The 26,475-nt window shown below is 57.9% G+C and carries 22 protein-coding genes; all 22 read left to right on the top strand.

From position 1 onward, the window contains the following. Window positions 1–2 precede the first annotated feature (2 nt). The 22 genes from thrC to WC859_08270 all read left to right on the top strand — a co-directional run bounded on the left by thrC (window position 3) and on the right by WC859_08270 (window position 26,475). Window positions 3–1,079, top strand: a complete 1,077-nt coding sequence (thrC, locus tag WC859_08165) for a threonine synthase (protein ID MFA5976119.1) — start codon at window positions 3–5, stop codon at window positions 1,077–1,079. Beyond that, entirely contained in the window at window positions 1,080–2,207 is a 1,128-nt protein-coding gene (locus tag WC859_08170) for a branched-chain amino acid ABC transporter substrate-binding protein (protein MFA5976120.1), read from the top strand. Next, window positions 2,204–3,100 (top strand): branched-chain amino acid ABC transporter permease, encoded by an 897-nt coding sequence (locus WC859_08175; GenBank protein MFA5976121.1) that lies wholly within the window; start codon window positions 2,204–2,206, stop codon window positions 3,098–3,100. The genes WC859_08170 and WC859_08175 overlap by 4 nt, the downstream gene beginning before the upstream one ends. After that, window positions 3,097–4,119, top strand: coding sequence for an ABC transporter ATP-binding protein (locus tag WC859_08180; protein ID MFA5976122.1), 1,023 nt, complete (start codon window positions 3,097–3,099; stop codon window positions 4,117–4,119). The genes WC859_08175 and WC859_08180 overlap by 4 nt, the downstream gene beginning before the upstream one ends. Continuing rightward, on the top strand, window positions 4,119–4,907 hold the full coding sequence (locus tag WC859_08185; GenBank protein MFA5976123.1) for an ABC transporter ATP-binding protein: 789 nt from the start codon (window positions 4,119–4,121) through the stop codon (window positions 4,905–4,907). Before WC859_08180 ends, WC859_08185 begins: the two co-directional genes overlap by 1 nt. Continuing rightward, window positions 4,900–5,610: an ABC transporter ATP-binding protein gene (locus WC859_08190; GenBank protein MFA5976124.1), complete on the top strand. Its 711-nt coding sequence runs from the start codon at window positions 4,900–4,902 to the stop codon at window positions 5,608–5,610. The genes WC859_08185 and WC859_08190 overlap by 8 nt, the downstream gene beginning before the upstream one ends. Continuing rightward, window positions 5,588–6,868, top strand: a complete 1,281-nt coding sequence (locus WC859_08195; protein MFA5976125.1) for a CinA family nicotinamide mononucleotide deamidase-related protein — start codon at window positions 5,588–5,590, stop codon at window positions 6,866–6,868. Before WC859_08190 ends, WC859_08195 begins: the two co-directional genes overlap by 23 nt. A 137-nt stretch (window positions 6,869–7,005) precedes the next feature. Further along, window positions 7,006–7,848: a polysaccharide deacetylase family protein gene (locus tag WC859_08200; GenBank protein ID MFA5976126.1), complete on the top strand. Its 843-nt coding sequence runs from the start codon at window positions 7,006–7,008 to the stop codon at window positions 7,846–7,848. A gap of 34 nt (window positions 7,849–7,882) precedes the next feature. After that, window positions 7,883–8,833 carry an endolytic transglycosylase MltG gene (mltG, locus tag WC859_08205; protein ID MFA5976127.1) on the top strand — a complete coding sequence of 317 codons (951 nt, stop codon included), beginning with the start codon at window positions 7,883–7,885 and terminating at the stop codon, window positions 8,831–8,833. Then, window positions 8,830–9,606, top strand: a complete 777-nt coding sequence (locus WC859_08210; GenBank protein ID MFA5976128.1) for a FecR family protein — start codon at window positions 8,830–8,832, stop codon at window positions 9,604–9,606. Before mltG ends, WC859_08210 begins: the two co-directional genes overlap by 4 nt. A 2-nt stretch (window positions 9,607–9,608) precedes the next feature. Then, entirely contained in the window at window positions 9,609–11,162 is a 1,554-nt protein-coding gene (locus WC859_08215) for an ATP-binding protein (GenBank protein MFA5976129.1), read from the top strand. 100 nt (window positions 11,163–11,262) lie between these two features. Then, window positions 11,263–12,624 carry a TldD/PmbA family protein gene (locus WC859_08220; protein MFA5976130.1) on the top strand — a complete coding sequence of 454 codons (1,362 nt, stop codon included), beginning with the start codon at window positions 11,263–11,265 and terminating at the stop codon, window positions 12,622–12,624. Window positions 12,625–12,693: 69 nt separating this feature from the next. Beyond that, complete coding sequence (locus WC859_08225) at window positions 12,694–13,086, top strand: response regulator (GenBank protein ID MFA5976131.1); 393 nt, start codon at window positions 12,694–12,696, stop codon at window positions 13,084–13,086. Between the two features lie 28 nt (window positions 13,087–13,114). Beyond that, a complete protein-coding gene (locus WC859_08230; protein ID MFA5976132.1) occupies window positions 13,115–13,867 on the top strand; it encodes a HEAT repeat domain-containing protein in 753 nt (250 codons plus the stop codon). After that, window positions 13,864–15,054, top strand: a complete 1,191-nt coding sequence (locus WC859_08235) for a HEAT repeat domain-containing protein (GenBank protein ID MFA5976133.1) — start codon at window positions 13,864–13,866, stop codon at window positions 15,052–15,054. The genes WC859_08230 and WC859_08235 overlap by 4 nt, the downstream gene beginning before the upstream one ends. Before the next feature lie 131 nt (window positions 15,055–15,185). Beyond that, window positions 15,186–19,778 (top strand): hypothetical protein, encoded by a 4,593-nt coding sequence (locus tag WC859_08240; protein MFA5976134.1) that lies wholly within the window; start codon window positions 15,186–15,188, stop codon window positions 19,776–19,778. Between the two features lie 62 nt (window positions 19,779–19,840). Continuing rightward, a complete protein-coding gene (locus WC859_08245; GenBank protein MFA5976135.1) occupies window positions 19,841–21,103 on the top strand; it encodes a hypothetical protein in 1,263 nt (420 codons plus the stop codon). 250 nt (window positions 21,104–21,353) lie between these two features. Next, the gene (locus WC859_08250) at window positions 21,354–22,910 is read left to right on the top strand and encodes an oligosaccharide flippase family protein (GenBank protein ID MFA5976136.1); all 1,557 of its coding nucleotides are present in this window, start codon (window positions 21,354–21,356) and stop codon (window positions 22,908–22,910) included. Further along, the gene (locus WC859_08255) at window positions 22,907–23,935 is read left to right on the top strand and encodes a glycosyltransferase (GenBank protein MFA5976137.1); all 1,029 of its coding nucleotides are present in this window, start codon (window positions 22,907–22,909) and stop codon (window positions 23,933–23,935) included. Before WC859_08250 ends, WC859_08255 begins: the two co-directional genes overlap by 4 nt. Window position 23,936: 1 nt before the next feature. Continuing rightward, window positions 23,937–24,809 (top strand): FkbM family methyltransferase, encoded by an 873-nt coding sequence (locus WC859_08260; GenBank protein MFA5976138.1) that lies wholly within the window; start codon window positions 23,937–23,939, stop codon window positions 24,807–24,809. Beyond that, a complete protein-coding gene (locus tag WC859_08265) occupies window positions 24,806–25,744 on the top strand; it encodes an FkbM family methyltransferase (protein ID MFA5976139.1) in 939 nt (312 codons plus the stop codon). The genes WC859_08260 and WC859_08265 overlap by 4 nt, the downstream gene beginning before the upstream one ends. Beyond that, the gene (locus WC859_08270; GenBank protein MFA5976140.1) at window positions 25,741–26,475 is read left to right on the top strand and encodes an FkbM family methyltransferase; all 735 of its coding nucleotides are present in this window, start codon (window positions 25,741–25,743) and stop codon (window positions 26,473–26,475) included. Before WC859_08265 ends, WC859_08270 begins: the two co-directional genes overlap by 4 nt.

Here is a 26,475-nt window from a genome sequence, read left to right on the forward strand (position 1 = left end):
CCATGACCACGGCGCCGGTCCAGCCGTTGCGGCGGGGGGTCATCGAACGGTATCGGGCCTTCCTGCCCGTGAGCGATTCCACTCCGGTGATCACCCTGCTGGAAGGCGATACGCCGCTGATCCCGTCCCGCTATCTCTCCGATCTTCTCAAAATTAAATCCGACATCTACTTTAAATATGAGGGACTCAATCCGACCGGTTCCTTTAAAGACCGCGGAATGACCCTGGCGGTCTCCAAGGCGGTAGAACGCGGCGCCCGGGCGGTCCTGTGCGCGTCGACGGGGAATACCTCAGCTTCCGCAGCGGCCTATGCGGCTCGGGCCGGCATGACCTGCGCGGTCCTGATCCCGGAAGGCCGCATCGCACTCGGAAAACTGGCGCAAGCGCTGATGCACGGCGCCCGCGTCATCGCGATTCAGGGAAATTTTGACAAAGCGCTTACGCTGGCCCGTGAAATTTCCAAAACCCATCCGATTGTGCTGGTTAATTCAGTCAACCCAGATCGGTTGGAAGGCCAGAAAACCGCGGCTTTTGAAATTATTGAAACATTGGGTGAGGCTCCGGACATCCACTGCCTGCCGGTTGGAAACGCCGGGAATATTACCGCCTACTGGATGGGTTATCGGGAATTCCATGCCAAAGGTCGCAGCCGCCGCTTGCCGAAGATGTGGGGCTTCCAGGCTTCCGGTGCCGCTCCCATCGTACGGGGCCATCCGGTGGAGCATCCCGAAACCATCGCGACCGCCATTCGCATCGGTAACCCGGCTTCTCTTCAGGGAGCGCTCGCGGCCCGGGATGAATCTAAAGGGTTGATTGATGAGGTGACCGACGACGATATTCTGGAAGCCTATCGATTCCTGGCCGCCCGCGAGGGTATTTTCTGCGAGCCCGCTTCCGCCGCTTCCGTGGCCGGGTTGATCAAAACAGCTCAAAAAGGCATGCTCAAAGCCGGGCAAACAATCGTCTGCACCTTGACCGGACACGGGCTCAAAGATCCGGACACCGCCACGAAAGTTCATCAACTCCCGGTACCGGTAATACCCGAAATGGACACGGTTTTGAAGGCGATGGGATTTTAAATGAAGAAGGTTTTTTGCGGTTTGCTGGCTCTGGCGATTCTCGCGGGGTGCGGTCCCAAAGAAAAAGTCGCTCGGATCGCGGTGGCGTTGCCGTTAACCGGAGACATCGCCGCCTTAGGGCAGGGGCTGAAACGCGCCTGCACGCTGGCTCTGGAAGAATCGGCGCAGAACCGGCACTCCACCGGTTTTAGGGTGGAGATAAAAACGTTCGACGATCGCAGTGATCCGAAAGAAGCGGTCGACGTGGCCAACCGAATCGTTTCGGACGCCTCGGTGGTGGCGGTGATCGGTCACTTTAATTCAGGCTGCAGCCTCCCGGCTTCCCTTGTGTATGCCCGCCACCATCTGGCGATGATTTCCCCGGCTGCGTCCAACCCGAAGCTGACCCTGCAGCAGCTCGATCCATCCTGGCGATATCCCAAAACGATTTTCCGGGTGAATACCACCGATGACATCCAGGGGTCCTACGCCGGGGAATTTGCGGTCAAAACACTCAAGGCCCGGCGGGCTTGCATCATCCACGATAAAACCGCTTATGGACAGGGGGTTGCCGAAGAATTCCGGAAACGTTTGGAGGCTTTGGGGGGGACAGCCCTTTCCTTTGACGGAGTCAATGTGGCGGACAAGGATTTCAACGCACTGCTGACTCGCCTTCATGAATTGCATCCCCAGATGATTTACTTCGGGGGCGACTATGCCGGCGGCGGGTTGATCGTGCGCCAGGCGCGCGGGGTCGGGGAAAAAGCCCCGATGGTTCTTTCAGAGGCGAACTTTGATCCGGAGTTTCTTCGTGTGGCCGGAGCGGCCGCGGAAGGTTGTTATGTGACATTCCTGGGGAGCCCAACCAGTTTGCTGCCTTCGGCGCGCCGTTTTGTGGATGCTTACCGGGCCCGCTATCCCGGTGTGGAAGTCAAAGCGTACGACGGCTACGGTTACGAAGCCATGGCTATCGTTTTAAGCCTGATCGAGAAAGTGGGACCGGATCGCGTAAAGATCCTGGCGGCCCTGCCCTCCGTGGCTTACCAGGGGGTTCTCGGAGAAACCCGCTTTGATCAAAAAGGCGACACGCTGAACCATCGGATCACGCTCTTCCAGGTAAAAGACGGCCAATTCCAGCCGGTTAAATGATCCTTCAACAACTGGTCAATGGTCTCACCCTCGGTTCTCTCTACGCGTTGATCGCTCTCGGCTATACCATGGTCTATGGGGTGCTCCTCATGATCAACTTCGCGCACTCCGAGATCTTCATGTCCGGCGCTTTTATCAGTTTGCTGGTCTACCAGCGGCTCATCCCCTGGTTGTCTCCTTCGGAAGCGTGGCTCGTGGCGATCGTGCTGGCCTTTGGCGGGAGCGCGCTCCTAGCCCTGGTCGTGGAACGGTTTGCCTATCGTCCATTACGCCGGTCCTCGCGTCTGACCCCTCTGATCTCTGCGATCGGGGTTTCGATCCTCCTGCAGAATGCGGGTTTTCTTTTTATCTCGGATCAGTCCCTCGCCTATCCGCAGGTGTTTGAAATCCGGCATTACCAGTGGGGCGGGGTGGAGATCAATTCCCTTCAAATCCTGATCCTGGTTGTTTCCCTGGGGCTCATGGGGATCCTTCATCTATTCGTCAACCGGACGCGCCTGGGTACCGCCATCCGGGCCACGGCGCAGGATTCGACGACCGCTTCCCTGATGGGCATTCCTGTGAATGGGATTATTGCGCTCACATTCCTGCTGGGAGGTGCTTTGGGCGGTGTCGCCGGCGCGCTCAACGGGCTGTACTACGGCTCCATCAAATACAACATGGGATTTATTCCTGGGATCAAGGCTTTTACCGCAGCGGTATTGGGAGGGATCGGTAATATTCCTGGAGCGATGTGGGGGGGAATTATTTTAGGGGTTCTGGAATCGCTGGCCGCGGGGCTTATCCCGAACGGATCCGAGTGGAAAGATGTGATCGCTTTCTCGATTTTGATCCTCATTCTGTTGTTCCGGCCGGAGGGGCTTTTTGGCCGTCACGTTCCGGAAAAATTATGAACCGTTACGGACGCCACGGGGCCTGGGCGGCTTCGCTCTCCTTTTTTCTGATCATCCCTTTCTTCCTCGATGGGAGCCGTTTCGCCTATCTCATTCGCCTGGGAGGCATCGCCGGTCTCTATATGCTGCTGGCTCTGGGTCTAAACCTGGTGGTGGGGTTTGTCGGTCTTCTGGATCTCGGTTTTATGGCGTTCTACGCGATCGGGGCGTATACCGCCGCACTCCTGGCGATCATGAAAATGCCCTTTTGGGTCTGCGCGGCGGCGGCGATGGTCGTGGCGATGGCGGCTCGTCTGGCGGTCGGTTTCCCGGCCTTGCGTCTGCGCGGGGACTACTTGGCGATTGTAACGCTCGGTTTCGGAGAGGTGGTCCGTCTCATTTTTACGAACTGGGACGCGCTGACGAACGGCCCGAAGGGACTCCCCCGGGTCGGAGAATCCATCCCGCCGATTTCGCTCTTCGGCTTTACGTTCACCTCGAACCTTCATTATTACTACCTGATCGCGGTTTGCGTCCTGGCGGCGGCCTGGGTCTGTTACCGGCTGGACCACTCCCGCCTGGGGCGCGCGTGGGTGGCCATTCGCGAAGACGAAATCGCCGCCGAGCTGATGGGGGTGGACGTCACGAAGCAGAAACTCGTGGCGTTTGGAATCAGCGCGCTTTTTGCCGGCTTGGCGGGCGCCATTTTTGTGCATTGGGAAAATTTTGTGACACCGGAGTCCTTCACCTTCTGGGAATCCGCGCTGCTCGTTTGTGCGGTCGTGCTGGGCGGGATGGGATCGGTCAGCGGAGTGATGCTGGGCGCTTTTTGCATCGTGGCGGTTCCGGAATTTCTTCGGGATCTGCTGGGAAAGTCGTTTGCGGACGCCCGGTACCTGCTTTTTGGACTCTCGTTGATTCTGATCGCGATTTATCGCCCGCAGGGTCTTGTCCCGAGCCGGCGGCGGTCACTGGAGCTTCACCCGGCGGAGCCCGAGGAGAACGCCCCGTCCACGCTTTTTGATGTCGAGGGAAAATAATGGGATTCCTGGAAGCCCTGTCCGTCACAAAAGCGTTTGGCGGCATCGCCGCATTGGACCGCGTGGACCTCTCTATTAAGGAGGGTGAGATCCTGGGCCTGATCGGACCGAACGGGGCAGGGAAGACCACCTTTTTCAATGTTCTTACCGGGCTTTACGAGCCGGAGCACGGGGAAATCCTTTTCCGGGATCAGCCCATCCAGGGATTGGCCCCGCATGAAATCGCGGCGTTGGGCATCGCGCGCACGTTTCAGAACATCCGGCTTTTCCCGAACATGACAGCGATGGAAAATATCATGGTCGCCCGGCATTGCCGGACGCAGTCCGAATTCTTTTCCACTCTTTTTAAAACACGTTCGTTTACACGGGAAGAGCAGGATATTCAACGGTCCGCCCGGGATCTGCTGCGCTTCATGGGGCTGCTGGATCGCGGCAATGCCCTGGCGAAAAACCTTCCCTATGGCGAACAGCGCCGGCTCGAAATGGCGCGCGCGCTCGCGCTGGACCCTCGGCTTCTCCTGCTCGATGAGCCGACCGCGGGCATGAACCCGACCGAAAGCCAGGAACTGATGCAGTTGGTGAAACGGATCCGGGACCGCGGCATCAGCGTCCTGCTCATCGAGCATCAGATGCGCGTCGTCATGAGCCTTTGTCAGCGGGTGGTGGTTCTGGATTATGGGGAGAAGATCGCCGACGGCACGCCGGCGGAGATCCAGCAGAATCCGGCGGTGATCGAAGCGTATCTCGGGAAAACGTCCAGTCCCGGTGACGAGGTTGGCCATGCTTGAGATTGGCGAACTGCGCACGTCGCATGGCCGAAAAATTGAGGCTCTCAAAGGCGTCAGCCTTAAACTGATGCCCGGGGAAATCGTCGCGCTGATTGGCGCCAACGGGGCGGGAAAAACAACACTGCTCAAGTCGATTGCCGGCTTGCTGACGCCGGATAGCGGCGATATTCTGTTTGAAGGCCAGCGCATCAACGGGAAACCGCCGCATCGCGTGGCCGCGCTCGGGATCGTTTATGTGCCGGAAGGCCGGCGCATTTTCCCCCGCCTGACGGTGCGCGAGAATCTGCAGATGGGCGCTTACCTTCGACGGGGACGGGCCGGCATCGCAGAGGATCGGGAACGCATAGCCGCGTTTTTCCCGGTATTGCGGGACCGGCAGGATCAGCTGGGATCCACGCTTTCCGGCGGCGAACAGCAGATGCTGGCCATGGCGCGGGCTTTGATGGCGCGCCCAAAGCTCTTGATGCTGGATGAGCCGTCCATGGGACTGGCTCCTTTAATGGTGGAAAAGGTATTTGACATGGTGCGCGACATCCATCGTCAGGGAATGGCCATTCTGATGGTCGAGCAGAACGCCCACAAAGCGCTCCAGGTGGCGCAGCGGGCTTATGTCATCGAGACGGGTCAGATTGTTCTGGAAGGTCCGGCGGCTCAACTCATGAACAACCCGCAGGTCCAACATGCCTATTTGGGCGTGCAGTAAAACATCGGTCGCACTCATTTGTGTGGGCAGCGAACTGTTGCGCGGTAAACCCAACACGCACGCCTCCACTCTGGCCAGCCGCCTCGCCAGCATCGGTCTAGAGCTATCCGAAGAAAACACCTTTGGCGATGAGCCGGGACCCTTAACGGAAGGTATCCGCCGGGCGCTCCTGAAACATGCTGTGGTCATTATCACGGGGGGGCTGGGCCCCACGTTTGACGATATCTCCCGCGAAGCCGCCTCCGCCGCGACCGGGCGTTCGCTTCGGCTATCCAAAAAACTCCTGAAAAAAGTCCGGCAAAAATTCCGAAGGGCCCATTACCGGATGCCGCCGGCTAACGCCCGGCAAGCGGAGCTTCTGGAAGGTGCTGACGTCATCCCGAACAACGTTGGAACAGCGCCGGGTCAATGGTTGGGGTTGAGACCCCGGCAGGTGCTAATCCTCTTGCCAGGCCCGCCTTCCGAACTCCATCCCATGCTCGAGGATTTTGTCCTGCCTCACTTGAAGAAGGCTTTTCCGGCGCAACCCGTGGCCGAGGCTCACCTGCATTTCGTCGGGCTTCCCGAGTCCGTCGTGGATCATCGTGTTCGGCCGATCATTCAACGGGTCGAAAAAATTATGGGTGGGCAAGTTGGCTTTACGATTTTGGCTCACCTCGGTCTGGTGGATTTTGATGTTTTTGCAACAGCGGCGACACGACTCCGGGCGATTCAGATACGGGACCGGATTGTGACCGATGTGCGGCGGCGGATGGGTAAAAACTTTTATGGAATGGACCCCGATTCCTCGCTCGAAGTCGTCACCGGGAACATCTTCCGGCACCAGAAAGCCACGCTGGCCGTGGCGGAATCATGCACCGGAGGATGGCTGGGCCGCTGTCTGACTAAAATTCCAGGGTCCTCCCGCTATTTTCTTGGCGGGGTGATCGCCTACAGCAACAAGGCTAAAACCCGCCTCCTTCGTATTCCCGTCGGCCTTCTTAAGCGCTATGGCGCCGTTTCGCGTCCGGTGGCCGCTGCCATGGCCAAAGGGGTTCGCCGGTGCCTGGGCAGCCAGGTTGGACTCAGTATTACCGGCATCGCCGGACCGGATGGGGGGACCCCCCGAAAGCCGGTTGGGCTTGTGTATATCGGGGTTTCCTCGAGAAAGACAACCCGCACCTATGCGTATCGCTTTTTCGGTTCGCGGGAAGCCATCCGTCAGCGCGCGGTCATTGCGGCGCTCGACATCCTGCGGACGGTTTTTAAAGGGCGGTAGGGGACGTAGTTGCCTTTTTGCCTTCGTGTCGACCGTTATGGCAATAAGGCAACTACGTCCCCTAGGCCCTGCGGATGGTTTTTTAGAAATCGCTTGTAAAAATGGCGTTGTTCCTGTAGATTTAGTAAGTCTTTTTTATGCGCCAAATCTTTGCTCATCTCAAGTCGGGGACACTTCTCCGCTGCTACAAAGTCATCCTGCTGGGGAGCGTTCTGCTGGTGTCCGGCACCGTGATCCCTTCCGACTGGAATCCGTCCATCTCCTCCTATCGCCGTCCCGAGGTGCATCTTCCGCAACATCCCTGGATTGCGCTGACGTTTGATGACGGTCCGCATCCCGTCATGACGGAAAAACTGCTGGCCGTTTTGCAGCAGGAGCACGTCCCCGGAACTTTTTTCGTCGTCGGTAAAATGGTCGAACGGTATCCTCAAATTGCACGGGAAATCGTTCGCCAGGGTAACGAAATCGCCAACCACACCTTCAGCCATACGCGCTTGACCGCTCTCAATGATAAAGCGGTGCTGGGCGAGCTGAATCAGACGCAGGCCGTCATCCGCCGGCTGACCGGCTGCGAGACGGTGCTTTTCCGCCCGCCGGGAGGCGATTATAACCGCGAGACGGTTCGCGTGGCGTCCCATGCGGGGTATCACATGGTGTTGTGGAGCATCCTGACCAATGACATCCATGGGGGAAGTCAGAAACGGATTTATCGCCGGATCATGAAAGGGGCCGAGGATGGCGGAATTGTCCTGATGCATTCCGGCATGGAAAATTCCATCGACGTTCTTCCCCGCGTGATCGCTTCGCTTCGTCAAAAAGGATTTCATTTTGTCACGGTCTCTACGCTGATGGGGCTTTCCTCGGCGCAGGACGTTCTCCCCAAACCTCCCGAGGCGCCTCTGCCGCCGGCACCCCAGCCGGTCCCTCCGACGCTGCGCCAGCGGCTTGTTTACAAGACAGCTCTCCATGCACTTCTCTGAAACACCCCGTCCACACCAAACGTTTAAACGCCTCATGATTCGATGGATCGCCGGAGCCTGTTTGGTCGGGCTGGCCGGATTGATTCTGGCCCTTCGTCTTCAGAGCCGCACCCCTGAACGTTTTGTCGTTGCCAAGGGAGCCTCTGCCCGGGAAATCGCTCATAACCTTCGGCATCAGGGACTTCTCTGGCACCCCTGGACGTTTGTCTGTTGGGTCAAGCTTTGTGGGAAAAACGGGATTCATCCCGGCTATTATTTGTTGTCTCCCCGGTTGACGGGTTATCAGATTTACAGGACTTTCCGTCAGGGCCCGCCGGTGGTGCGCGTCACGTTTCCGGAAGGATGGTCGGCGCAGCAGATGGCGGTTCTTCTGAAAGCAAAAGAAATTACCCCGGCAGAGCCGTTCATGGTTCTGGTGAAACAGCAGCACCTGGAAGGTTATTTATTTCCGGACACCTATTTTTTTGAGCAGGGTCTTGCCCCGCAAGGGGTGCTGGACCGGATGGTCCGCCGCTTTCACGAGCAAGAACCCCGTGATCTAAAAGGTCAGGTGAAAGTGCTTAAATTGACGTATAACCAGATCGTCACGCTGGCTTCGCTGGTTGAAAAAGAGGCGCGCGTCCCCGAAGAGCGGTCCTTGATTGCAGGGGTCTATCGCAACCGGTTGCGCCGCCGGATGCGTTTGGAGGCCGATCCAACGGTTCAGTATGCTCTCGGCGGGTGGAAAGAAAAATTGAATTACAAGGATCTGGCGGTCGAATCGCCGTACAATACCTATCGTCATTACGGGCTGCCCCCGGGACCCATCTGTAATCCCGGAGCCGCTTCGCTCGCCGCGGCAGCTCATCCCACTCGTTCAGAGTATTTATTTTTTGTGGCGGATCCGGCTACGGGACGCCATACGTTTTCCAAAACCTACCAGGAACACCTGGTGGCGCAGCATGTCAAGCGTCGTGTCAGGACATCCGTTGGAGCGGCGAAATGAACAAAATCTTATGGATGGCGTTTTTTTTCCTTTTGTCACCGGTTGTCTATGCGGCGGGGCTTGCCGAAAACCAGTCGCGGTTCGGAAAAGTGACTGGAGATGTCGGATTGTTATCCCCGGGAGCAGCTGATTGGATTGAGGCGCACGAGGGGCTCCCTCTGGAACCGGGGGATCATATTCGAACCGGGGAGGACGGAGAAGTTGAAATCATCCTTTCCGAGAATGTGATCGGGATGCTGCGCCCGCAAACCGATCTGACGCTGGGACATCTTGAAACGAATTCCGGCCAAGTCAGTTTATCCAGAGGCGTTTTCCTTGGCCGGGTGGACTCCACCCGTGCCGCACCCGGGCAAAACTGGGGATTCAACACGCCGATGGCTGTTTGCGCAGTCCGAGGGACCGAGTTTGCGCTGGAGATGTCAAAGGAAGACGGGACGCACCTGGGAGTTTTTAACGGGGAAGTCGAAATGAGTCCGGCCGAAGGGGCCGGTGGTTTGCCGGAGCCGGTCCGAGTGGCCGCCGGTCACGAGGGAATCGCCCAGCGGGGCAAACCCTTGAAGGTCCTGGATCGATTCACTCCCCGGATGCAAGGCCATCGCGGATTATTGCATGATCTGAGCCGGCGGCAGCTGCGCGTGCAGCAAACCTGGTCCCCGTTCACGCCGGAGTACCATAAAGACCTCCGGCGGCGGTTCGTGGCTCCGGTCCGCAAACGGCCGGCCCATCGCGCAGCGGGTTTGCATCGGGACCGGTCACGGAGGAAGGGAAACTAATTATGCAGCTCTCGGAACAGGATCTCATCCGAATTTTTGAGGCGACGCGCGCCATTACGTCGACGCTGGGCCTCTCCGACCTGCTCAAGACCGTCATGCGCCTGGCCAGCGAAGTCGTGCGGGCCGAGGCCTCTTCCCTGCTCCTGCTGGATCCCGTCACGGATGAACTGTATTTCGATCTGACGCTGGGAGAAAAAGGAGGCGCCTTGCAGCAGATTCGCCTGAAAAAAGGGGAGGGCATCGCGGGATGGGTGGCGGAACACCGCCAGGCGGCCGTCGTGAATGACGTGACTCAGGATCCGCGCTGGACGCAAAAGGCTGACAAAACCACCCAGTTTCAGACGAAATCCATTCTGGCCGTTCCGATGCAGGTGTACGACAAACTGGTTGGCGTGATGGAAGTTATTAATCGTGCCGACGGTCAGCCCTTCAGTGAGGCGGATGCACGGATTCTGGAAGCCTTCGCGTCCCAGGCCGCGGTCGCGATTGAAAACGCCCGGCTCTTCGAGTCGATCCGGCAGGAAAAAGAAAAAATGTCCACCATGCTGGGAGAAATGATCGAAGGGGTGATCCTTCTGGATCCAGCGGGACGGGTGGTGTTGTCCAATCTGGCGGCCCGGAAGTTGCTGGGGAGTTCCCAGTTGGATGGGACCACCTGGAAATCGATTGAGGAAACGTTTCAGGTTCAACCGGCCTGGGAGGAAATCGCCTCCACCCTCGGGGGGGCCGGCGGTGTGGAGTTGTCCCGTCTAGCGGCGCCGTCGCTGTTTCTGGCGGGAGTGATCAACCAGATCTGCGATGACCGGGGGAAAGTGACCGGCTATCTCCTCGTGTTATCCAACGTCACGGAAGAGCGGCGTGAAGCCCAGATGAAGAAGAATTTTCTGGCCCTTGTGTCGCACAAGCTGAAGACGCCGCTCGTCGCGATCCGTGGTTTTACGCCCATGCTGCTCGAAAAGCCTGAGGAGCTGACCAGCTTTCAGCGGACCGCCATCGAAACCATTGATCGCAACAGCCAGACGTTGACGAGCCTCGTGGAGAAGCTGGTCTGGTTTGCGGCCCTGGAATCCGAGACCCTGGAGCTGACACGCAAGCCGTACAGTATCGCGGATGTTCTGGATGTAGCGCTGACCGATCTGGCGCCGCTTCTGCGCACGGTTGAAACCCAGATTATCAAGGAGCCGTCACTCCTGACGCTGCCGATGGTGGTCCTGGATAAGATCTGGATGAAAGAGGTTTTCCGGAACCTGATTGAGAACGCCATCAAGTTCAACCCGAACCAGCCGCGCCAACTCTGCATTCGGGGGCAGTTCCTGGACGGGACGGTCCGCCTTTCTTTCATCGATAACGGCCCGGGAATCCCGTCGGAGAAACAAGAGCAGATCTTCCAGAAGTTCTATCAGATCGATGATCATTTCACCGGCCAGGTCCAGGGGATGGGACTGGGGCTGGCCTTGGTCAAACGAGTCGTGGAAGAGCACGGCGGCCAGATTCGTGTGGAATCGACCCTTGGCGAAGGCAGTGTTTTCGTCGTGACGTTGCCCGCGGTATCGTAGAATACCTATCCGCAAACGTCATCCCCGGCAGCCACTGGCCGGGGATCCATCATCGATGTGTTGATCCCCCGCCAGAACCCGCGGGGGATGACGGAGAAAAATGAACCCAACCTTATTTTCGTTATTAACTTTCGGGGATTACGCCGATCTCTATTGGGAGGAAGCGTCTTCCCTGTCCATCAGCTGGGAAGAGGGAAAAGTGGAACGCTTTACCGGAGGGCAGGAGTGCGGCGCGGGTCTCCGGTACCGGATTGGCGACGAGAACCGGTATGCCTCTATCGACGATCCGAATGACGACGCCATCGCTTTGCTGGCGAGACAGTTGATCGGGCCACTCGCTCTCCCAGCGACAAAACCTTCGATCGTGCCTCTCCCCCTGCGTTTGTCACGACCTTCCATTGGCCAACCGTTCGACCAAATCCCGGCCGACCGCAAAGTGGCTTTAGTGAAGAGCGCCTACGAGGCCGCCTCCATCCCCTCCGTACGCCAGATCTCCATCCATTACGGCGAGTCGGTGAAACAGGTTCGGATTTTGACGTCGGAAGGAGAACAATCCGAGGAGTGGCGAAGCGTTGTGACCTTCTCCATTAAGGTGGTGGCGGAAAAAGAAGGAACGCGTCAAACCGCCTATGAGGCGATCAGCGGCAGCGGCGGGTTCGAACTCTTTACGAAGCACGATGTCATCGCCATTGCCCGGAAAGTGGCCCGGAGAGCGGTTGATCGGCTCAGCGCGCCCCCGGCGCCTCTGGGAGAAATGCCCGTGATCATCGCGGCCGAAGCGGGGGGAACGCTGATCCATGAAGCGATCGGGCATCCGCTTGAAGCGGATGCGGTTCAAAAAGGTGTTTCACCGGTTTATCAGGGGGCTATCGGGAAAATCGTCGGAAACGAGAAGGTGAGCGTGCTGGAAGACCCCACTATGCCGGGGCAACGGGGGTATTACGCTTTTGACGACGAAGGAACGCCGGCCCAGCGCGTGGTGCTGATCGACCACGGGGTTCTGAAAACCTATCTCTATGACCGGCAAACCGCGCGCAAGGACGGGGTGCGCTCCAATGGGCACGGCCGCCGCGAATCCTTCCGGCATCGTCCCATCCCGCGCATGGCCAACACCTTTGTCGCGCCCGGGCCGGATGATCCTCAAGCCATTCTTCATTCCATCCCGAATGGGTTGCTGGTGACCCGGATGGGCGGCGGCCAGGTCGAGCCGGCAACCGGGGATTTTGTTTTTGAGGTTGAAGAAGGGTTTCTCATCAAGGACGGCCAGGTCGGGTCGCTGATCCGTTCGGCCAATCTCCTCGGCAACGGTCCGGATGTTCTCAAAGCCATAGACCTGGTCGGCTCCGACATGGGATGGTCCGTCGGCACCTGCGGTAAAGACGGCCAGGGCGCCCCGGTTTCCGATGGCCTGCCCACCCTGCGGATCCCCAGAGGTGTTGTCGTCGGCGGCGTCGCGTCGTAAGAAAACAAGCCGTTAACGTTTCATTTCCTTGCGTCTTCCTTTCCGAAGAGTTACATGAAAAGCAATCGCATGAATACAGAGTCCGCCATACGTATTTTGGTCGTTGACGACGAGGGACCTGTCCGGGAGCTTTGCGCCCGGGTTCTGGGCCCGCTGGGGTATGAGGTTGAAACCGTCCGGGATGCGGATGAAGCCATGGCCCTGGCCAGCGAGAAAACGTTTGATCTGCTCCTCACCGACTTCCGGATGCCGGGACCGATGGATGGGCTGGCGCTGGCCCGCGACCTTCGCAGCCGGTGGCCCCATCTGCGGATTATGTTGATGACCGCTTTCCCGGCGGTGGAAATCGCGATCGACTCCCTTCGCATCGGTGCCTTTGACTACCTGATTAAACCGTTTGATCAGGAGTATTTAAAAGAGCGCGTGCGGGCCGCTCTGGCGTACGTTCCTCCTGACCGGTAAGACGATGCGGGTAACGGGGGGACTCTGGATGCGTTGTCTTTCGGTCGTTGTCCTCGGGGTTTCTTTGTCCCCTGCGGTTTTATCCAGCGATAAGATGGTGCCCGCGCTGGATCCCCAGGCCGTTCCGCTTTTGATGGAGGCGTATCGCCGATCCACCTCTGCCGGGGCCCGCTCAAAAATCCTCGAGTCGCTCGGAAAGCAGTCACACCCTGAGCTGCTCCGTTGGTTGACCCGGCAACTGGATGACCCGCGCACCAGCACCCGGTGTTTTGCCATCTGGGCGTTAGGCGAACTCCATTCCGCGAAAGCCGTTCCGGCGCTGCAGCGGATGTTGCATGATCCGGAGCAGGCCGTTCGGATCGTCACGGTGGACGCGCTCGGCAAGACCGGCCGGGACACGATGGTTGCTTTGATCGTGTCGACCTATCTTGAGGCGGAAGACGTTCAAATGCGTTATGTCGCAGCCCGGGCCATGGAAGGCGTGGGGGGGCCGGAGTCGGGACCGCTTCTCCTGGAGCATGTGCGCGAAGAATCTTCTATCGACGTTCAAGAGGCCCTGGCCACCGCGGCCGGGCGGATCGGGGGAGAAGACACGATCGCGCAACTCATAGAACTCTTGAAGAATGCCTCTTCTCCAGTTATGGAACATATAGCCGAGGATGGCCTGAAGGCGGGCCGCCCTGAGCTGGTACGGGAAGCGCTTCAGCCGATGTTGTCGGAAGATTGGCGTTTAAAGTTGTTGGCGACGCGAATACTAAACGCTCTGGAGCCAAAGCCATGAGAATTAAAGCACTTGTGTCGGGCCTGATCGTTTTTATCGTTTCCTCCGGTTTCTGGGGGGGATACGTTCTGTCGCGCCGGGCTTTCGTGCGCGACTTGAACGGCGGCGTGAAAGCTTTTCTGGATGGGAACTATGCGGGGGCGGCGGAGTGTTTGGAAAAGGCGCTGGCCCGCCGGCCGGGAAATCACCAGGCGCGAGAGTTGCTCGTCAAAGCGCTCGTGGAAGAAAGCTTTCTCCGGTATCACCACAAGGACTTTGACGGGGCTGTTCAACCGTTGACGCGCGCCTTGGCGCTCACCTCGCCGTCGGATCAGGCGCATCAGGCCCTCTCGGCTTTGAAGTCGCAGCTGGCGCCTTCTCCGGACGCGGTACCGGTTCCGATGAAGGATTTTCTGCGGGACCTGTACCGGAAACTCCCTTCGGAAGGCCAGCCGCTCAGCGTGCAAGCCGCGATGCAGGAGTGGCTGGAACAATCGCGAAACAATCAGGAGCAATTGATCCGGCGGCTCTGGCAGGCCCAGGAACGCTGGCTGGAAAATCTGGAACACGAAAAAGATCAGTTCCGTAGACTGCTTTATGGCGGGTTGGCTCTCTTCGCGGTCGGCGGGATGGGCCTCGCCATCGTGTTCGTCGGGGTGCTGCAGGCCTATTTTGGCCGCCGCGGGGTTGTGGCCCGCCTGCTGCAAGAGCATCATCAGCGTCTCATCTCCAGTCTGCCCATGGGGTCTCAGGTTTTTCTCGGTCCTCCGACGGATTTGCAGGTCGTGCCCGGGATGAAACAGATCGACGCGATCGAAGCGGAGCTGGTGAAGAACGAGGATACCCACCGGGCGCAGGAGATGTTGCGGAATTTTCTCAAGGAGGAAGATCCGTGGGTGCGCGCCCGGGCGGCCAAAGCCCTTTACCAGTTTGATCCGAAAGCGTCTCTCGAAGAATTGCGCAAGCTCGTCAATGATTCTCGCGGCGGGACGCAAGTGCCGGGCCTCTGGGCACTTTCGGAGCTGGCCAGCAGCGAGGCTATGGACGTGCTGGTTTCTCTCGTGGACAATCCCAGCCGGGACATTCAGCAGGCCGCGGTTCGTTGTTTGGTTCAGCTTCAGGAACGTATTGACCTCCCCCTGCCGATCAGGGAGCAACTCCGTGACCGGTTGGCCATTATCCGATCCAAAACCGGCTGGATTATCTAGAATAAAATCCTTGAGACTTCCTTGTTCTCCTGATAGGAGGGGAATGCCTTTTTCTGAAACCATGTGTCAATAAAGCGAAAATGCGCTTTTGAGACAAGGTGACAAAGAGAAAATGCCGGAAGGACTACGGTATGAGTTCCTGGGAAGATTCCTACTCTGAGAAGGAAATCACGGATCTGGAAACCGCGCGTCTGGCGCTGAGGGGGGCGATCGCCAGTCTGCGCAGCCTACAGGATCTCAATACCACGCTGAAAGCGGAACTGCAGGACCTCTCCGCCCGGGAGAAGGTCTGGCGGCAACGGATCGCTGAGGCGGAAACTCACATCGCGGATCTTCAGTCGAAGTGGCAGGCCAGCCAGCGGACTCAGGAAGAATACCGGCAGGAATTCGCGGCACAGATCCGCAGCGAGGTCGCTCTCCAGGAACAGACGAAGTGGGAAGCCCGCCTCCAGGAAATTCAAGACACCCTTTTGGAATGGCAGAAAGCGCGCGACCTTCGCGAAGCGGAGCTGGCGCGCGTCAAGGAGCTCCTGACCCAGCGCGACGATGATCTGCTGCGTCTCCACAAGGAGAAAATGGCTTTTGAGCAGCGGACCGAACAGGAGCTGGCGTCTCAGCTCGCCAAATCACGGAAAGATATCAAAGCCGCCATCGAGGCGGCGATCCAGGAGAAAAACAAGGAAATCACCGAGGTCCAGGCCAAATGGCTGAAGGAGACGAAGGAACTCAAGGAAATCCTCCTGCGCACCGAACTGGAGATGAAGCAGAAGGAGGAAGCCCTTCAGAAAGAGTATCACGAACGCCGCCGGGAGCTGGAAAGTCTCTGGGTCCAGCGGGAGCAGGCGGTGTGGAAGCAGGCGGAAACCAGCCGTGTGGAGATGGAATCGACTCTCCAGTCCCAATTGCAGACGCGGCAGCAGGATCTCGAAAAAGAAAAAGAACACCATAAGGCCCTGTTCGACGAACGCACCCAGTCGCTGGCCACAGCGCATCGCCAGCAAGAGAAGAGTCTGCAAATCGCTTTTGCCGAGAAAGAGTCCAAACTTCGGGAAGAGCTGGCGGCGCAACTGAGAGACAAGGAAGCCCAACTCGAAGAGACTCGAACCGCACTTCAGCGGCAGACCGCGGATCGCGATCTGGAACTTCAACAGGCTTTCCGAAAGAAGGAAGAAGCGCTTCGGCAGGCATTTATCGAGAAGGAGACCGAACAGCGAGCCAAGATCGAAGAACAGTTGGCCCGCGAGCGTGCGGCTCAGCAGCAAGTCCTAGCCAAGGAAAAAGAACAGCTTCAAGCGCGGGCCGAAGAAAAACGCCAGGCGCTCCTGGCTCAGCGGGATCATCTGGAGCAGGGCCTGTCAGAACAACAGGCGGTGCTCTCCAGGGAATGGCTGGCCAAAGAGACCGAGCTGCTGGAGCGGCAAAAACAGGAGATCCAGGCTCTCCAGTCTGATTGGACGAACCAGCAAAAAGAGTGGTTGTCCCAGCACCAGGAAGCGCTGCAGCAGGCGCAAAAAGCGTTTGACGAAAAACAGCAGGCGCTGGAGTCCGATTTCGCCGCCCATCAAAAAGATCTTGAGAAACACCATGCCCAGCGGGAAACCGAGCTGGAAGAACGGCTGGCCCGCCAGGAGTCGGAGAGCCGCCAGGCCTGGGTTCAAAAGGAATCGGAAACCCACGCGCACTATCAAAAACTTCTCCTCGAGGAACGCGCCAAGCTGGACGCGGAGCGTCTCCATCAGAATGAACAAGTGACCCGCGATCGGGACGCACTCCAGCAGGAATTTGACCAGAGTAAATCCGTTTTCCTCCAGGAGATTGTTAATAAGGAAAAAAATCTGGTCGCGGAGTGGGCCCTGAAAGAAAAACAGGTCCACGACCAGTACCAGCAAACGCTGAATCGGGAGCGTTTCTCGGCCAAGGCGGAGATCCAGCGGGTGCAGCAGGCTTTTGATCTTCAGCGCGAACGACTGGAAGACGATTTTAAGTCCAAGGAACGGGCTTTGCTCGCGCGGATGGCGGATCTGGAAACGGATATGGCGTTGCGGTGGCACAAAAAAGAAGCGGAGTTTGTGGACCATCTCACACGGGAATACAAGAACAGAAAACAGGAGCTCGAAGACCAGCTGCGGCAGGAAGTGGCCGGGCAGGTGGCCAAAGAAACCGAAGCGCTGCAGGCGCAAGTGGAGCACGAGAAACAGCTGTGGCAGGAAGACGTTCGCCGCCAGGAACAGCAGCTCCAGGAACGCCGGACCGCGCTGGAGCAGGAGTTTCTCGAGAAGGCCGCTGAGGCTCAGAAGGCCCTGGCGGTCGAACAGAGCGCCCGGCAGAATGTTCTGGACAAGGAATTTGAGGCCCGGCGCATCGCGCTGGAGCAAGAGTTTAATAACCGCGAAACCGCACGCCAGGAAGCGTGGGTCCGGAAAGAGGCGGAACTGTACCGCCAGCTCCAAACGGATTTAGATCAGTCCCGCTCGGACCTCCAGCGGGAATTCCAGGTTCAACGCGAGCGTCTGGAGGAGGATTACGCCAAACGCCAGGAGATTCTGGAACAACACCGCCAGAGTCTCGATGAACAGCTGGAACGCTCCAAGGCCGCGCTCACCGAAGAGTATGTTCAAAAGGAAAAGAATCTTTCCACCCATTGGACCATCCGGGAAAAACAAATGGCGGCCGAATACGAGCAGGCGCTCGAGTCGGAACGGGCGACGGTTCAGGCGGAGTTGCAGCGCCGCCAAGAAACACTCGCGGCCGAGCGGCAACTCTTTGTCAAGGAACATCAGGAGAGGGAAGCGCTGCTGGTGTCCGAGTACCGCAAACGCCAGAACGAGCTGGAAGAGCAGTGGCAACTCCAGGAATCCCAGCGCCTGGCGGAGATGGCCGACGAGTATCGCCAGAAAGAAGCGGCATTACACGAGCAGGCCGGCCAGCAAATTGCCGAAGAGATCGCCCGGCGGACCCAAGCGCTGGACGAACGTCTGGCGCAGGAAATGGCGCTTCGCCAGGCTGATCTGGACCGGCAGCGCCAGCAGCTGGAGGTGTCCAAATCGGCCTGGAAAGAGGAGCTTCAGCGCGAGCAGGAGCGTCTCAAGTCGGAATGGGTTCAGGCGCAAACCGCCTGGCAAGAGGAACGGGAGGCTCATTCCCGCGAACTGTCAACGGTCCGGTCCCGGCTCGAGACAGAGTATCTGGAGAAAGAAGCTCAGCAGGCCCAGCGGGTTCAGGCCGAGAGTCAGACGCTCCGGGCGTCGTGGGAGAAAAAGCACACCGAATGGTTGGCCGAACACCAGTCTTCGCTCGAAGCCGAAAAACAAACCCTTTTAAAAGAGTTCCGCAAACGCGAAGAAGTCCTCGCGGCTCAGCAGGAAGCCATTGAAAACGAGCTTCGCCGAGCTGTCGCTGAGAAAGAAGAGGCGATTCGGAAGCAATATGACGAGCGCCTGCAGCAGCAGAAGGACCAGCTCCGTCAGGAATTTGACGACCAGGTTAGACACCTCCAGGGCGACCAGGAACACGCGAAAGCGCTTCTGGAACAGCACAAAGGTCTTCTGGAAGAGCAGAATCGTCAATCGGACGACGCGTTGCGCGACGAATTTATTCTGAAGGAAAAAGCGCTCGCGGAGCAATGGGGGACCAAGGAAAAACGGCTAACCGAGCAGTTCCAGCAGGCAATTGAGGCGGAACGCGCGACAGCGCAAGAGACGATTCGGCGGGCTGAGGAAGCGCTGGAAACAGAGAAAAAGCGCTGGCAGGAGGAAACACAGGAGAAGGAAAAGGAAATGGTGGCCCGAGCCGCCCAGCTCGAATCCGAAGTGGTGGCCCGCTGGCAGGATAAAGAGGCCGAGCTTCTGAAACAGATGACCGAGAAGCAGCAAAAGTATCTCGTGGATCTGGAGGAGAAGAGCAAAAAACTGTTTGAACAACAACTGGGCCGGGAACGCCGGCAGATTCAGGATCAAGCCTCCCGTGAAGCGGCCCTTCGCCAGCAGGAGCAGGAGCGCGTGAAGAAACAGCTGGTAGAACAAAAACATGCGCTGGAACAGGAATTTCAGCGGGAACGTCAGAGGCTGCTGGCACAGTTGGAGACAGAGAAGCAATCCTGGAAAACGGAACGCGATAAAGAGCATCTTCGTCTGCAGTCTGAGCAGGCCCGGTTCAAAGACGAGTGGTTGTTAAAGGAAGCGGAGCTGGTCAAACGCCAGGAGGCGCAAAGCGCCGAGCTGCGCGCCTCGCTGGACAAGCAGCGGCAGGAGTGGCTGGCGGAGCACCAGATTCAAGTGGAAAAAGCACAGGCTGAACTGGCCCGGCACTTGGCCGAGCAGGAACAGACGCTGGAAAAACAGTACGCCGAGCGTTTTGAAAAAACGCAGGCGGAGCTTCGGGATCGTCTGGAATCCCAGGCCCAGCGCCTGCAAAAAGAATTGGGGCACGAACGTTCTCAGTTGGCCCAGAAGTCACAGGAAGCGCTTCGGAATGACCAGGAACGCCTGCAGCAGGATTACCGGTCCCGCGAATCCGAGTGGCGTCAACGCGAAGAGGATATCCGCCGTCAGGCCGCCGAGCAAGCCCGGCAAATCGAGGGCAAGGAGCAGCAACTGGAACGGCAGAGCCAGGAACTGGTTGCTTTGCATGAGCAGGTGAAGAAACTTGAAAAAGCCGTAGGGCGTTCCCATGGCCTGAAATGGCCCTTTCGATGGGGCCGCTGGCGTCGCACACGAAAGAGCTGACCGTCTCTTCCCCCCAAAATAGCTCTTGAAATCGCGTCGAAGACCGCTAGACTGTAATTGGTATGCGTATCATCAAACCCAATTCCAAGACGCCTGGAACTCCGGTTCCTTCCAGGGCGCCTGCTGACCCTGATTTTGAGCAGAAGCAACAGCAGGTGGCGGAGGAAATTCGCAGGGAAGTGGAGCAGGTATCCCAGGACATGACCGGGCGGATTGAATCCATTACCCGGTCCCTGCAAACTCAGATGGAAAAACAAGCCGATCCTCCCGTGGATCTCGAGAAACAACGGTTTCAAATCGTGGAAGAGATTCACAAGGAAATCGAACAGGTTTCCAGAGACTTTACCGCCCGGCTCGAAGCGGTGGCCTCCGGAAATGCCCCGGTGCCCGTTGATCTCGAACAACAGCGGTCCCTGATATTAGCGGAGGTTCAGAAAGAACTGGAGCCGTTCTCAAGAAATTTTCTGGAGCGCATCGAGTCTATCCAGCAATCGCTGAAAGGGCAGATGGAAAAACTCCATCAACAAATAGAAGCCAGGGCGGCGGATCCCGAGAAGCAGCGGCAACAGATTGCGGGAGAGGTCCATCACGAGCTGGAACCGTTTTCAAAAGACGTCCTGTCACGGATCGAATCCGTCCAGTATTCCTTGCAGGGCCAGATGGAGAAACTCCATCGTCAAATCGAAACCCCGCCGCTGGTTCAGCCCCAGACGCTGTCAGCGGATCTGGAGCAACAGCGCCGGCAGATGGAAGCGGATTATGTCGCGCGAATCAATTCAATGAATCAATCCCTTCAGGGCCAGATTGAAAAGCTTCGTCAACAGATGGTCGAGAAGCCTGCGGCAAACCCGGAAGAAATGGGGAAGAGCCGAACCCCCGGGCTGGAGGATTTTCGTGTGGTCTGGGAAAAGAAACTGGCCGCCTTGGAAAATCCGTCGGAAGAACCCGCTCCCGAGGTTTTCGAAGAGACTCAGCCTTTTGACGATCTTCATCAGGTTGTTCAAGGAATTGAAGAGGCTTTACAGAAAAAGAAGGCCCAACCCGATAAAGATAAAGGGGACGTAGTTGCAACTTTGCAGAATCCATCACTTGTAACAATATGCAAAGTTGCAACTACGTCCCCTGATATTGCTGACGAAAAGTTGGTGCCGCCCATCCCTGAGACGGAGGGTGTGAATCTTCTGCCGGATTTTGATCTGACATCCTCGACAAAAGTCACCGCCGGGCATTCCTTCTTCTCCTGGCTGAAAGCGTATTTAAACGAACCGGTCATTGAGTTTGGCCAGCGACAGAAACCCCCTACAGATACTGACCAGGCCGCCTAACCCGCACTAACTTAGTTGTCGTCACCCCCGAGTGTCTTTGTCCCGTCACTCGCCATTTTTACCCTCACCCCAGCCCTCCCCCTCCGCAGGGGGAGGGAGCGTCAGATTTTTTCAAAACATCATCCCCTCTCCCTGTTGAGGGAGAGGGGTAGGGGTGAGGGTTTAAAGGAGGGATTTCAGATTGATTTATCAGCATTATCCGCATTTTTTTACTTGCTTTTCGGGCGTACATGGTCCATGTTTAAAGGGCATGGAAGGCGAACCCGTAAAAATCCCTCCGCCGTCAGAGGCTGAGCCTTTTCACCGTTTGGGCCGCGTACAATCCAGCCGCTGGATTCTGGCGGCTACCGTCATTACACGTCCCATCCAACTCTTCATGAATGTTGTCCTGGCCCGGTTGCTGGAACCCGTCGGGTTCGGTCTGTTGGGATTGGCCAATTCAACCGCGGTCAGTTTTACCGGTATCGCGGGATTCGGTCTGGATGCCGCGGTAAACCGTTTCTCCGCGGAGTACTACTGGCGCGATACCCCGACCGGGCGATATTTCATATCCCTGATCATGGGGATATTCTTTCTCATTTCCACGACCTTTTTCCTGACTTTGGCCTGGCTGATCCCCCATTGGGGGGTCCGATTTTTCCCGTCTACAACGCCCTTGATCATCATCGGCTTATGTCTGCTTCTGGGGTGGCTGAACGGTCTTCTGACCAACGGCTTCAATCTCCTGACGGGTTTGCAGCTTTTTGATGCCGCGGCCTCTTTCTCTATTCTCCAGAGCGTTCTGATGTTCGGGGCAACTCTCTTCCTGGGCTGGCGGTGGGGCCCCACGGGGGCGATAGCCGGTTATCTGGTGGCGGCTATTGGATGCATTTTGTTTATCACTTGGAAGCTTTGGAGATTTGACCGGAAAATGTTCCAGCTGGATGTGTCTCTTGACATCCGGTACTTAAAAGAAATTTTTGGATGTGCCTTCCCCGCCTGGCTGGGGTATTTGACGTTCAACCCGATTACGACGCTGACTCTGGCGATGCTCGATCACTATCCTGGAGGGGCTTTCCAGCTGGGGATGTTCCAGACAGCCAACGGGTTACGAATGGTGCTGGCTGTGTTGCCGGGGGTTGTCGGCGCGATTATTGCGCCGGCCATCTTTGAAGAGGGAGGCCGCCTGGGCCGGCCGGACGCTTACGAAAAACTCCTTCGGAATTCACTCGTGGCGTTCAGCTTTCTTACGCTTCCGTTGTTGACGTTTCTTCTTTTCTGGCGTTCCTGGATTTTCCTGATCTATGGAACGCATTATCTGGGTTCCTGCGAACTGTTTGTTCCGCTGGTCGCCGGCGTCTGCGTGAGCCTGGTTTCTTCGCCTGCTCAATTCGCGCTGGTCGCCAAAAACAGGATGTGGCATTTGCAGGGGATCGGCGTATTGAAGGCGGTGACCTTGTTTGTCGGAGCTTATCTGCTGCTTCCCCGCTTCCTGGCGTACGGATTGGGCTGGACATTCCTGGCCTCTGAGCTGGTTTTTGCCGTCTGTCTGTACGAATTCGGAATTTACTGGGGCGTGCTGCCGTCGAGCATTCGTGCGCCGTTCTACAAATTCCTCGCCATGATTATGGTTATTCTGCTGGCGGGTCTGTGGCTGCCCCGCCCGGTCGCTCATGCGCTGTCTCTGCCGGTCTCCATGGGGTTGGCCGCTCTGCTGGTCCGCCGTTATCCGAAGGTGGCCAACTGGATTGTGCAGATGGCGCCGTTGGCTTTTCGCCCCAAGGTCGAGAAAATGCTGCACGCGGTTTTTGTGACACCGATCGCATGAACATCCTTCAGATCGTTAATCCGGTGCTTCCGATCCCGCCCAAGACCATGGGGGGGACGGAACGGATTGTTCAGGCCCTTCTTCGGGAACTGGTTCGAGCCGGTCATAACGTGACCCTGTTGGCGGAAGATGGCTCCACTCCGCCAGCCGGTGTTGAGTTCCACGGCATCGGGACCTATTGGCATCAAGAGAAAACCGTCCGGCGCGTATGGGAACATCTCATAGGCCACGGAAGCCGTTACGACGTGATTCATAACCATGGACGGCTTCTCTATTTTCTGCCGCGCCTCTGGGGACGTGCCGCCAAGGTCCACACCTTCCATTTTGGAGATCTGCAGCTTCCTCAGCTCCGGCGTTTCCTGAGCCTGCATCCTCGCCGGTTTGCGTTCACGCCTTGCGGAGCCTGGATTGCGGAGCGCTACCGGGGTTTTGGAGGGGAGTGGATTCCAGTCCACAATGGTTTGGCGATTGATCAATTTCAGCCGAAGGTCACCGTGGGCACGGATGCGCCGTTGGCGATTATCGCGCGAATGGACCCTCGCAAAGGAGTTCCTTCGGCGATCCGCGTGGCCCGCGCCACCGGGCGTCGGCTGGTCATCGCCGGGGTCATTGGCGATCAGCCGGATGAAAAGGCCTGGTTTGAGGAAAACGTTCTGAAAGAGTGCGACGGAGAGCAGATCCGCTTCATCGGTCCGGTGGATGACCGGCAGAAGCAGGATCTGCTGGCCAATGCCGCGGCCTATCTTCTGCCGCTGCAGGGGTCCGAGGCTTTTACCGTCATGATGATTGAGGCGCTGGCGTGCGGATGTCCGGTGATCGGGTTTAACCGGTACTGCCTGCCCGAGCTCGTCAAAGAAGGGGTCAACGGTTTCCTGGCGCAGGACGAAAACGATATGGCGGGCAAGGTGCGCCGGCTGGGGGAGATTGACCGGCGCAACTGCCGGCGTGATTTCGAGGAACGGTTTTCTTCGAAAGTGATGGCGGAAAAGTATCAGGATCTGTACCGCCGGCTGGGAGCGTCTTGAAATGAAGGTTCTTCAAATCATCACCCGGGGAGTCATTGGTCTGGCCCGGAGCCTGGCCCTGGATCGCTGGCCGGTCGTTGGCCGGAGGGTGAAGCAACTCGGCCGGTTTTGGAACGCCTGGGTCTATTCAGAGGGCTTATCGGTTCTGGTGGACGGCCAGGTTTCTATCCGGATTTCGCCGCGAATATTTTCAGGAGGTTCTTACCGGTTCGATGAGAAACTGACCCGGGAAATTCTGAGCCTGGCCGCCCCGGGCCGGTCTTTTCTGGATGCCGGCGCACACGTGGGGATTTGCAGTCTTCTGTATGCGCAAATGGCAGGACCCGGGACGCGGATTGCGGCTTTTGAGCCGAACCCGAATGTTTTTCCGCTGTTGTTTGAAAATGTAAGGGTCAATGGCTTGACCATTGAGATCTATCGTGCCGCGCTCAGTGACCGGGTGGGAGAGGCGGTCATTCACACGGATGGGATTGATCCCAACGCCAGCCTCTCCGCCGAAGCTCCGGGGAAATACTGGTACTGGAAGGATAAAGCCAAACCCGTGATGCGGCCGTCGCGCGTTCCCATGACCACGCTCGATGCGTTTTGCGCGGCGTTCACTTTTGACCCCGGTGTCATCAAGCTTGATGTGGAAGGGGCCGAGCGGCAGGTCCTTCTGGGCGCGGCGCAGACGCTTCGCCGCTGCCGTCCCTGGATCCTGCTGGAGACTCACGTGTTTGCCTGGGAAAGTTTTGGATACAGCCGTCAGGATCTTACCGAGACCATTCGTCAAAGCGGATATGAAATCTGCGGCCTGGATGGACAACCGTTTCATGGGATGCTCGGCGACGGTCCGCAAGAGGACAACAACCATTTCATTTTGAAGCCATCATGAGAAAGACCATCCTCCATCGATTGCGCCGGGGCCTCGCTTATGCGATGCGTCCTTGGATCCGTTTTGAACTGCCCGGCTGGGAGCGGCTCTGCGGCCCGCTGGGCCTGGCCATCCGCAGCAGCGATCTCTGGTCCGGCCTGCCGCCGGTGATTATTCGCGGGAAGCGGCACGGGTACCGGATGAATCTGCAGCTGGAGGATTGGGGAGACCGGTATACCTACTTTCTGGGGCGCTACTACGATCTGGAGACGCAGGTGCTTCTTGAGACTGTGCTGCGGCCCGGCGACACCTTCATTGATATCGGCGCGAATATCGGGATGCTCACGCTGACCGCGGCCCGGCGGACCGGTCCGTCCGGCCGCGTGTTGTCTTTCGAGCCGAATCCATCCGTTGTGCAGCGTTTGCGAAAACAAGCGGAGATCAACGGTCTGTCAAATGTGACTGTTTTTCCGATTGGACTGGGCGATCAAAACGGAGAGTTGCCTTTTCAAATGATCCAGCAATCCAGCGGCTGGTCCACTTTCGCGGCCCGGCCGGAACAAGCGGGGCTCACGTACAAGACGGTTCAAATTCCTGTTCGCCGGGCGGATGATGTTCTGCCGGCGTCGATTGGACCGCGCGTGCTGGTGAAAATCGATGCGGAAGGTTTTGAATGCCGGGTTCTGCGCGGGATGGGAAAGTTCCTTGAGCGGCGTCCGGCTGTGATTACGGAAGTGGAACCTGAACTCCTGCAGAACGCGGGTTCCAGCCCGGATGAATTGCATGGTTTGATGACGCGCCAGGGATACAAGGCCTTCGGTTTTGATCTTGAAAGAGGCGGCCTGAAACAGAGCCTGCGTCTTCGGGCGTTGCCGGGAATCAAGGATCCGCCTGTTTTTCGCAACGTGGTCTGGCTTCATCCAGAAGGCCCCGGCATTCCCGGGGCGGTCTTATGATCTTCTCAACGATTCGAAGAATCATCGCCGAACGATTGCGCCGGCGTCTGGGATTCCCTCTTCAGGAGCTGGCGCTGGAGCGTCTGCGCCAAACAGGTTTTCAACCGCACCTCTTGCTGGACGTGGGGGCCAGTTCCGGGTTGTTCGCTGACGAGGCCTGGACGTATTGGCCGGAAATGGCGGTGCATTGTTTTGAGCCCGATGCGGAATGTGTTCAGGTGCTTCAGGACCGCGCTCGCCGGGACCCGCGGTTGACGGTGACTCGGACCCTGGTCGGCGCCCGGGAGGTATCCAGTCAGTCCTATTTTTACCAGCTGGGCGGTTCGACTCTTTTCAAAGAACACAGCTCCGCCGATCCTCAAGTCCCTGCGACGGCGATCGGGCCGGTCCGGTCCTGCCGGATGATCACGCTGGATGGGTATTGCCAGGAGCGCCGGATCTCTCCTGATTTTCTGAAGATCGATGTTCAGGGATATGAACTGGAAGTCCTGCGCGGCGCCGAACGGATTTTGCCGGGCATCGAAGTGATTCTCTCAGAGGTCAATCATATCGATGTCTATGAGGGTGTTCCGTTGGCGGCGGAGCTGATCGCCTGGCTGGCGCAGCATGGGTACGCGCTGCATGACGTCTGCAATTTCATGCGCCGCCCATTGGACAGCGCCTTGTGGCAATCGGACATGATTTTTGTGAAACAGACGTCGCCGCTTCGCGCGAGCAAAACATGGAAGTGA

It is taken from the genome of Elusimicrobiota bacterium (genome assembly GCA_041660185.1).
Lineage (GTDB): Bacteria > Elusimicrobiota > Elusimicrobia > 2-01-FULL-59-12 > 2-01-FULL-59-12 > JBAZWU01.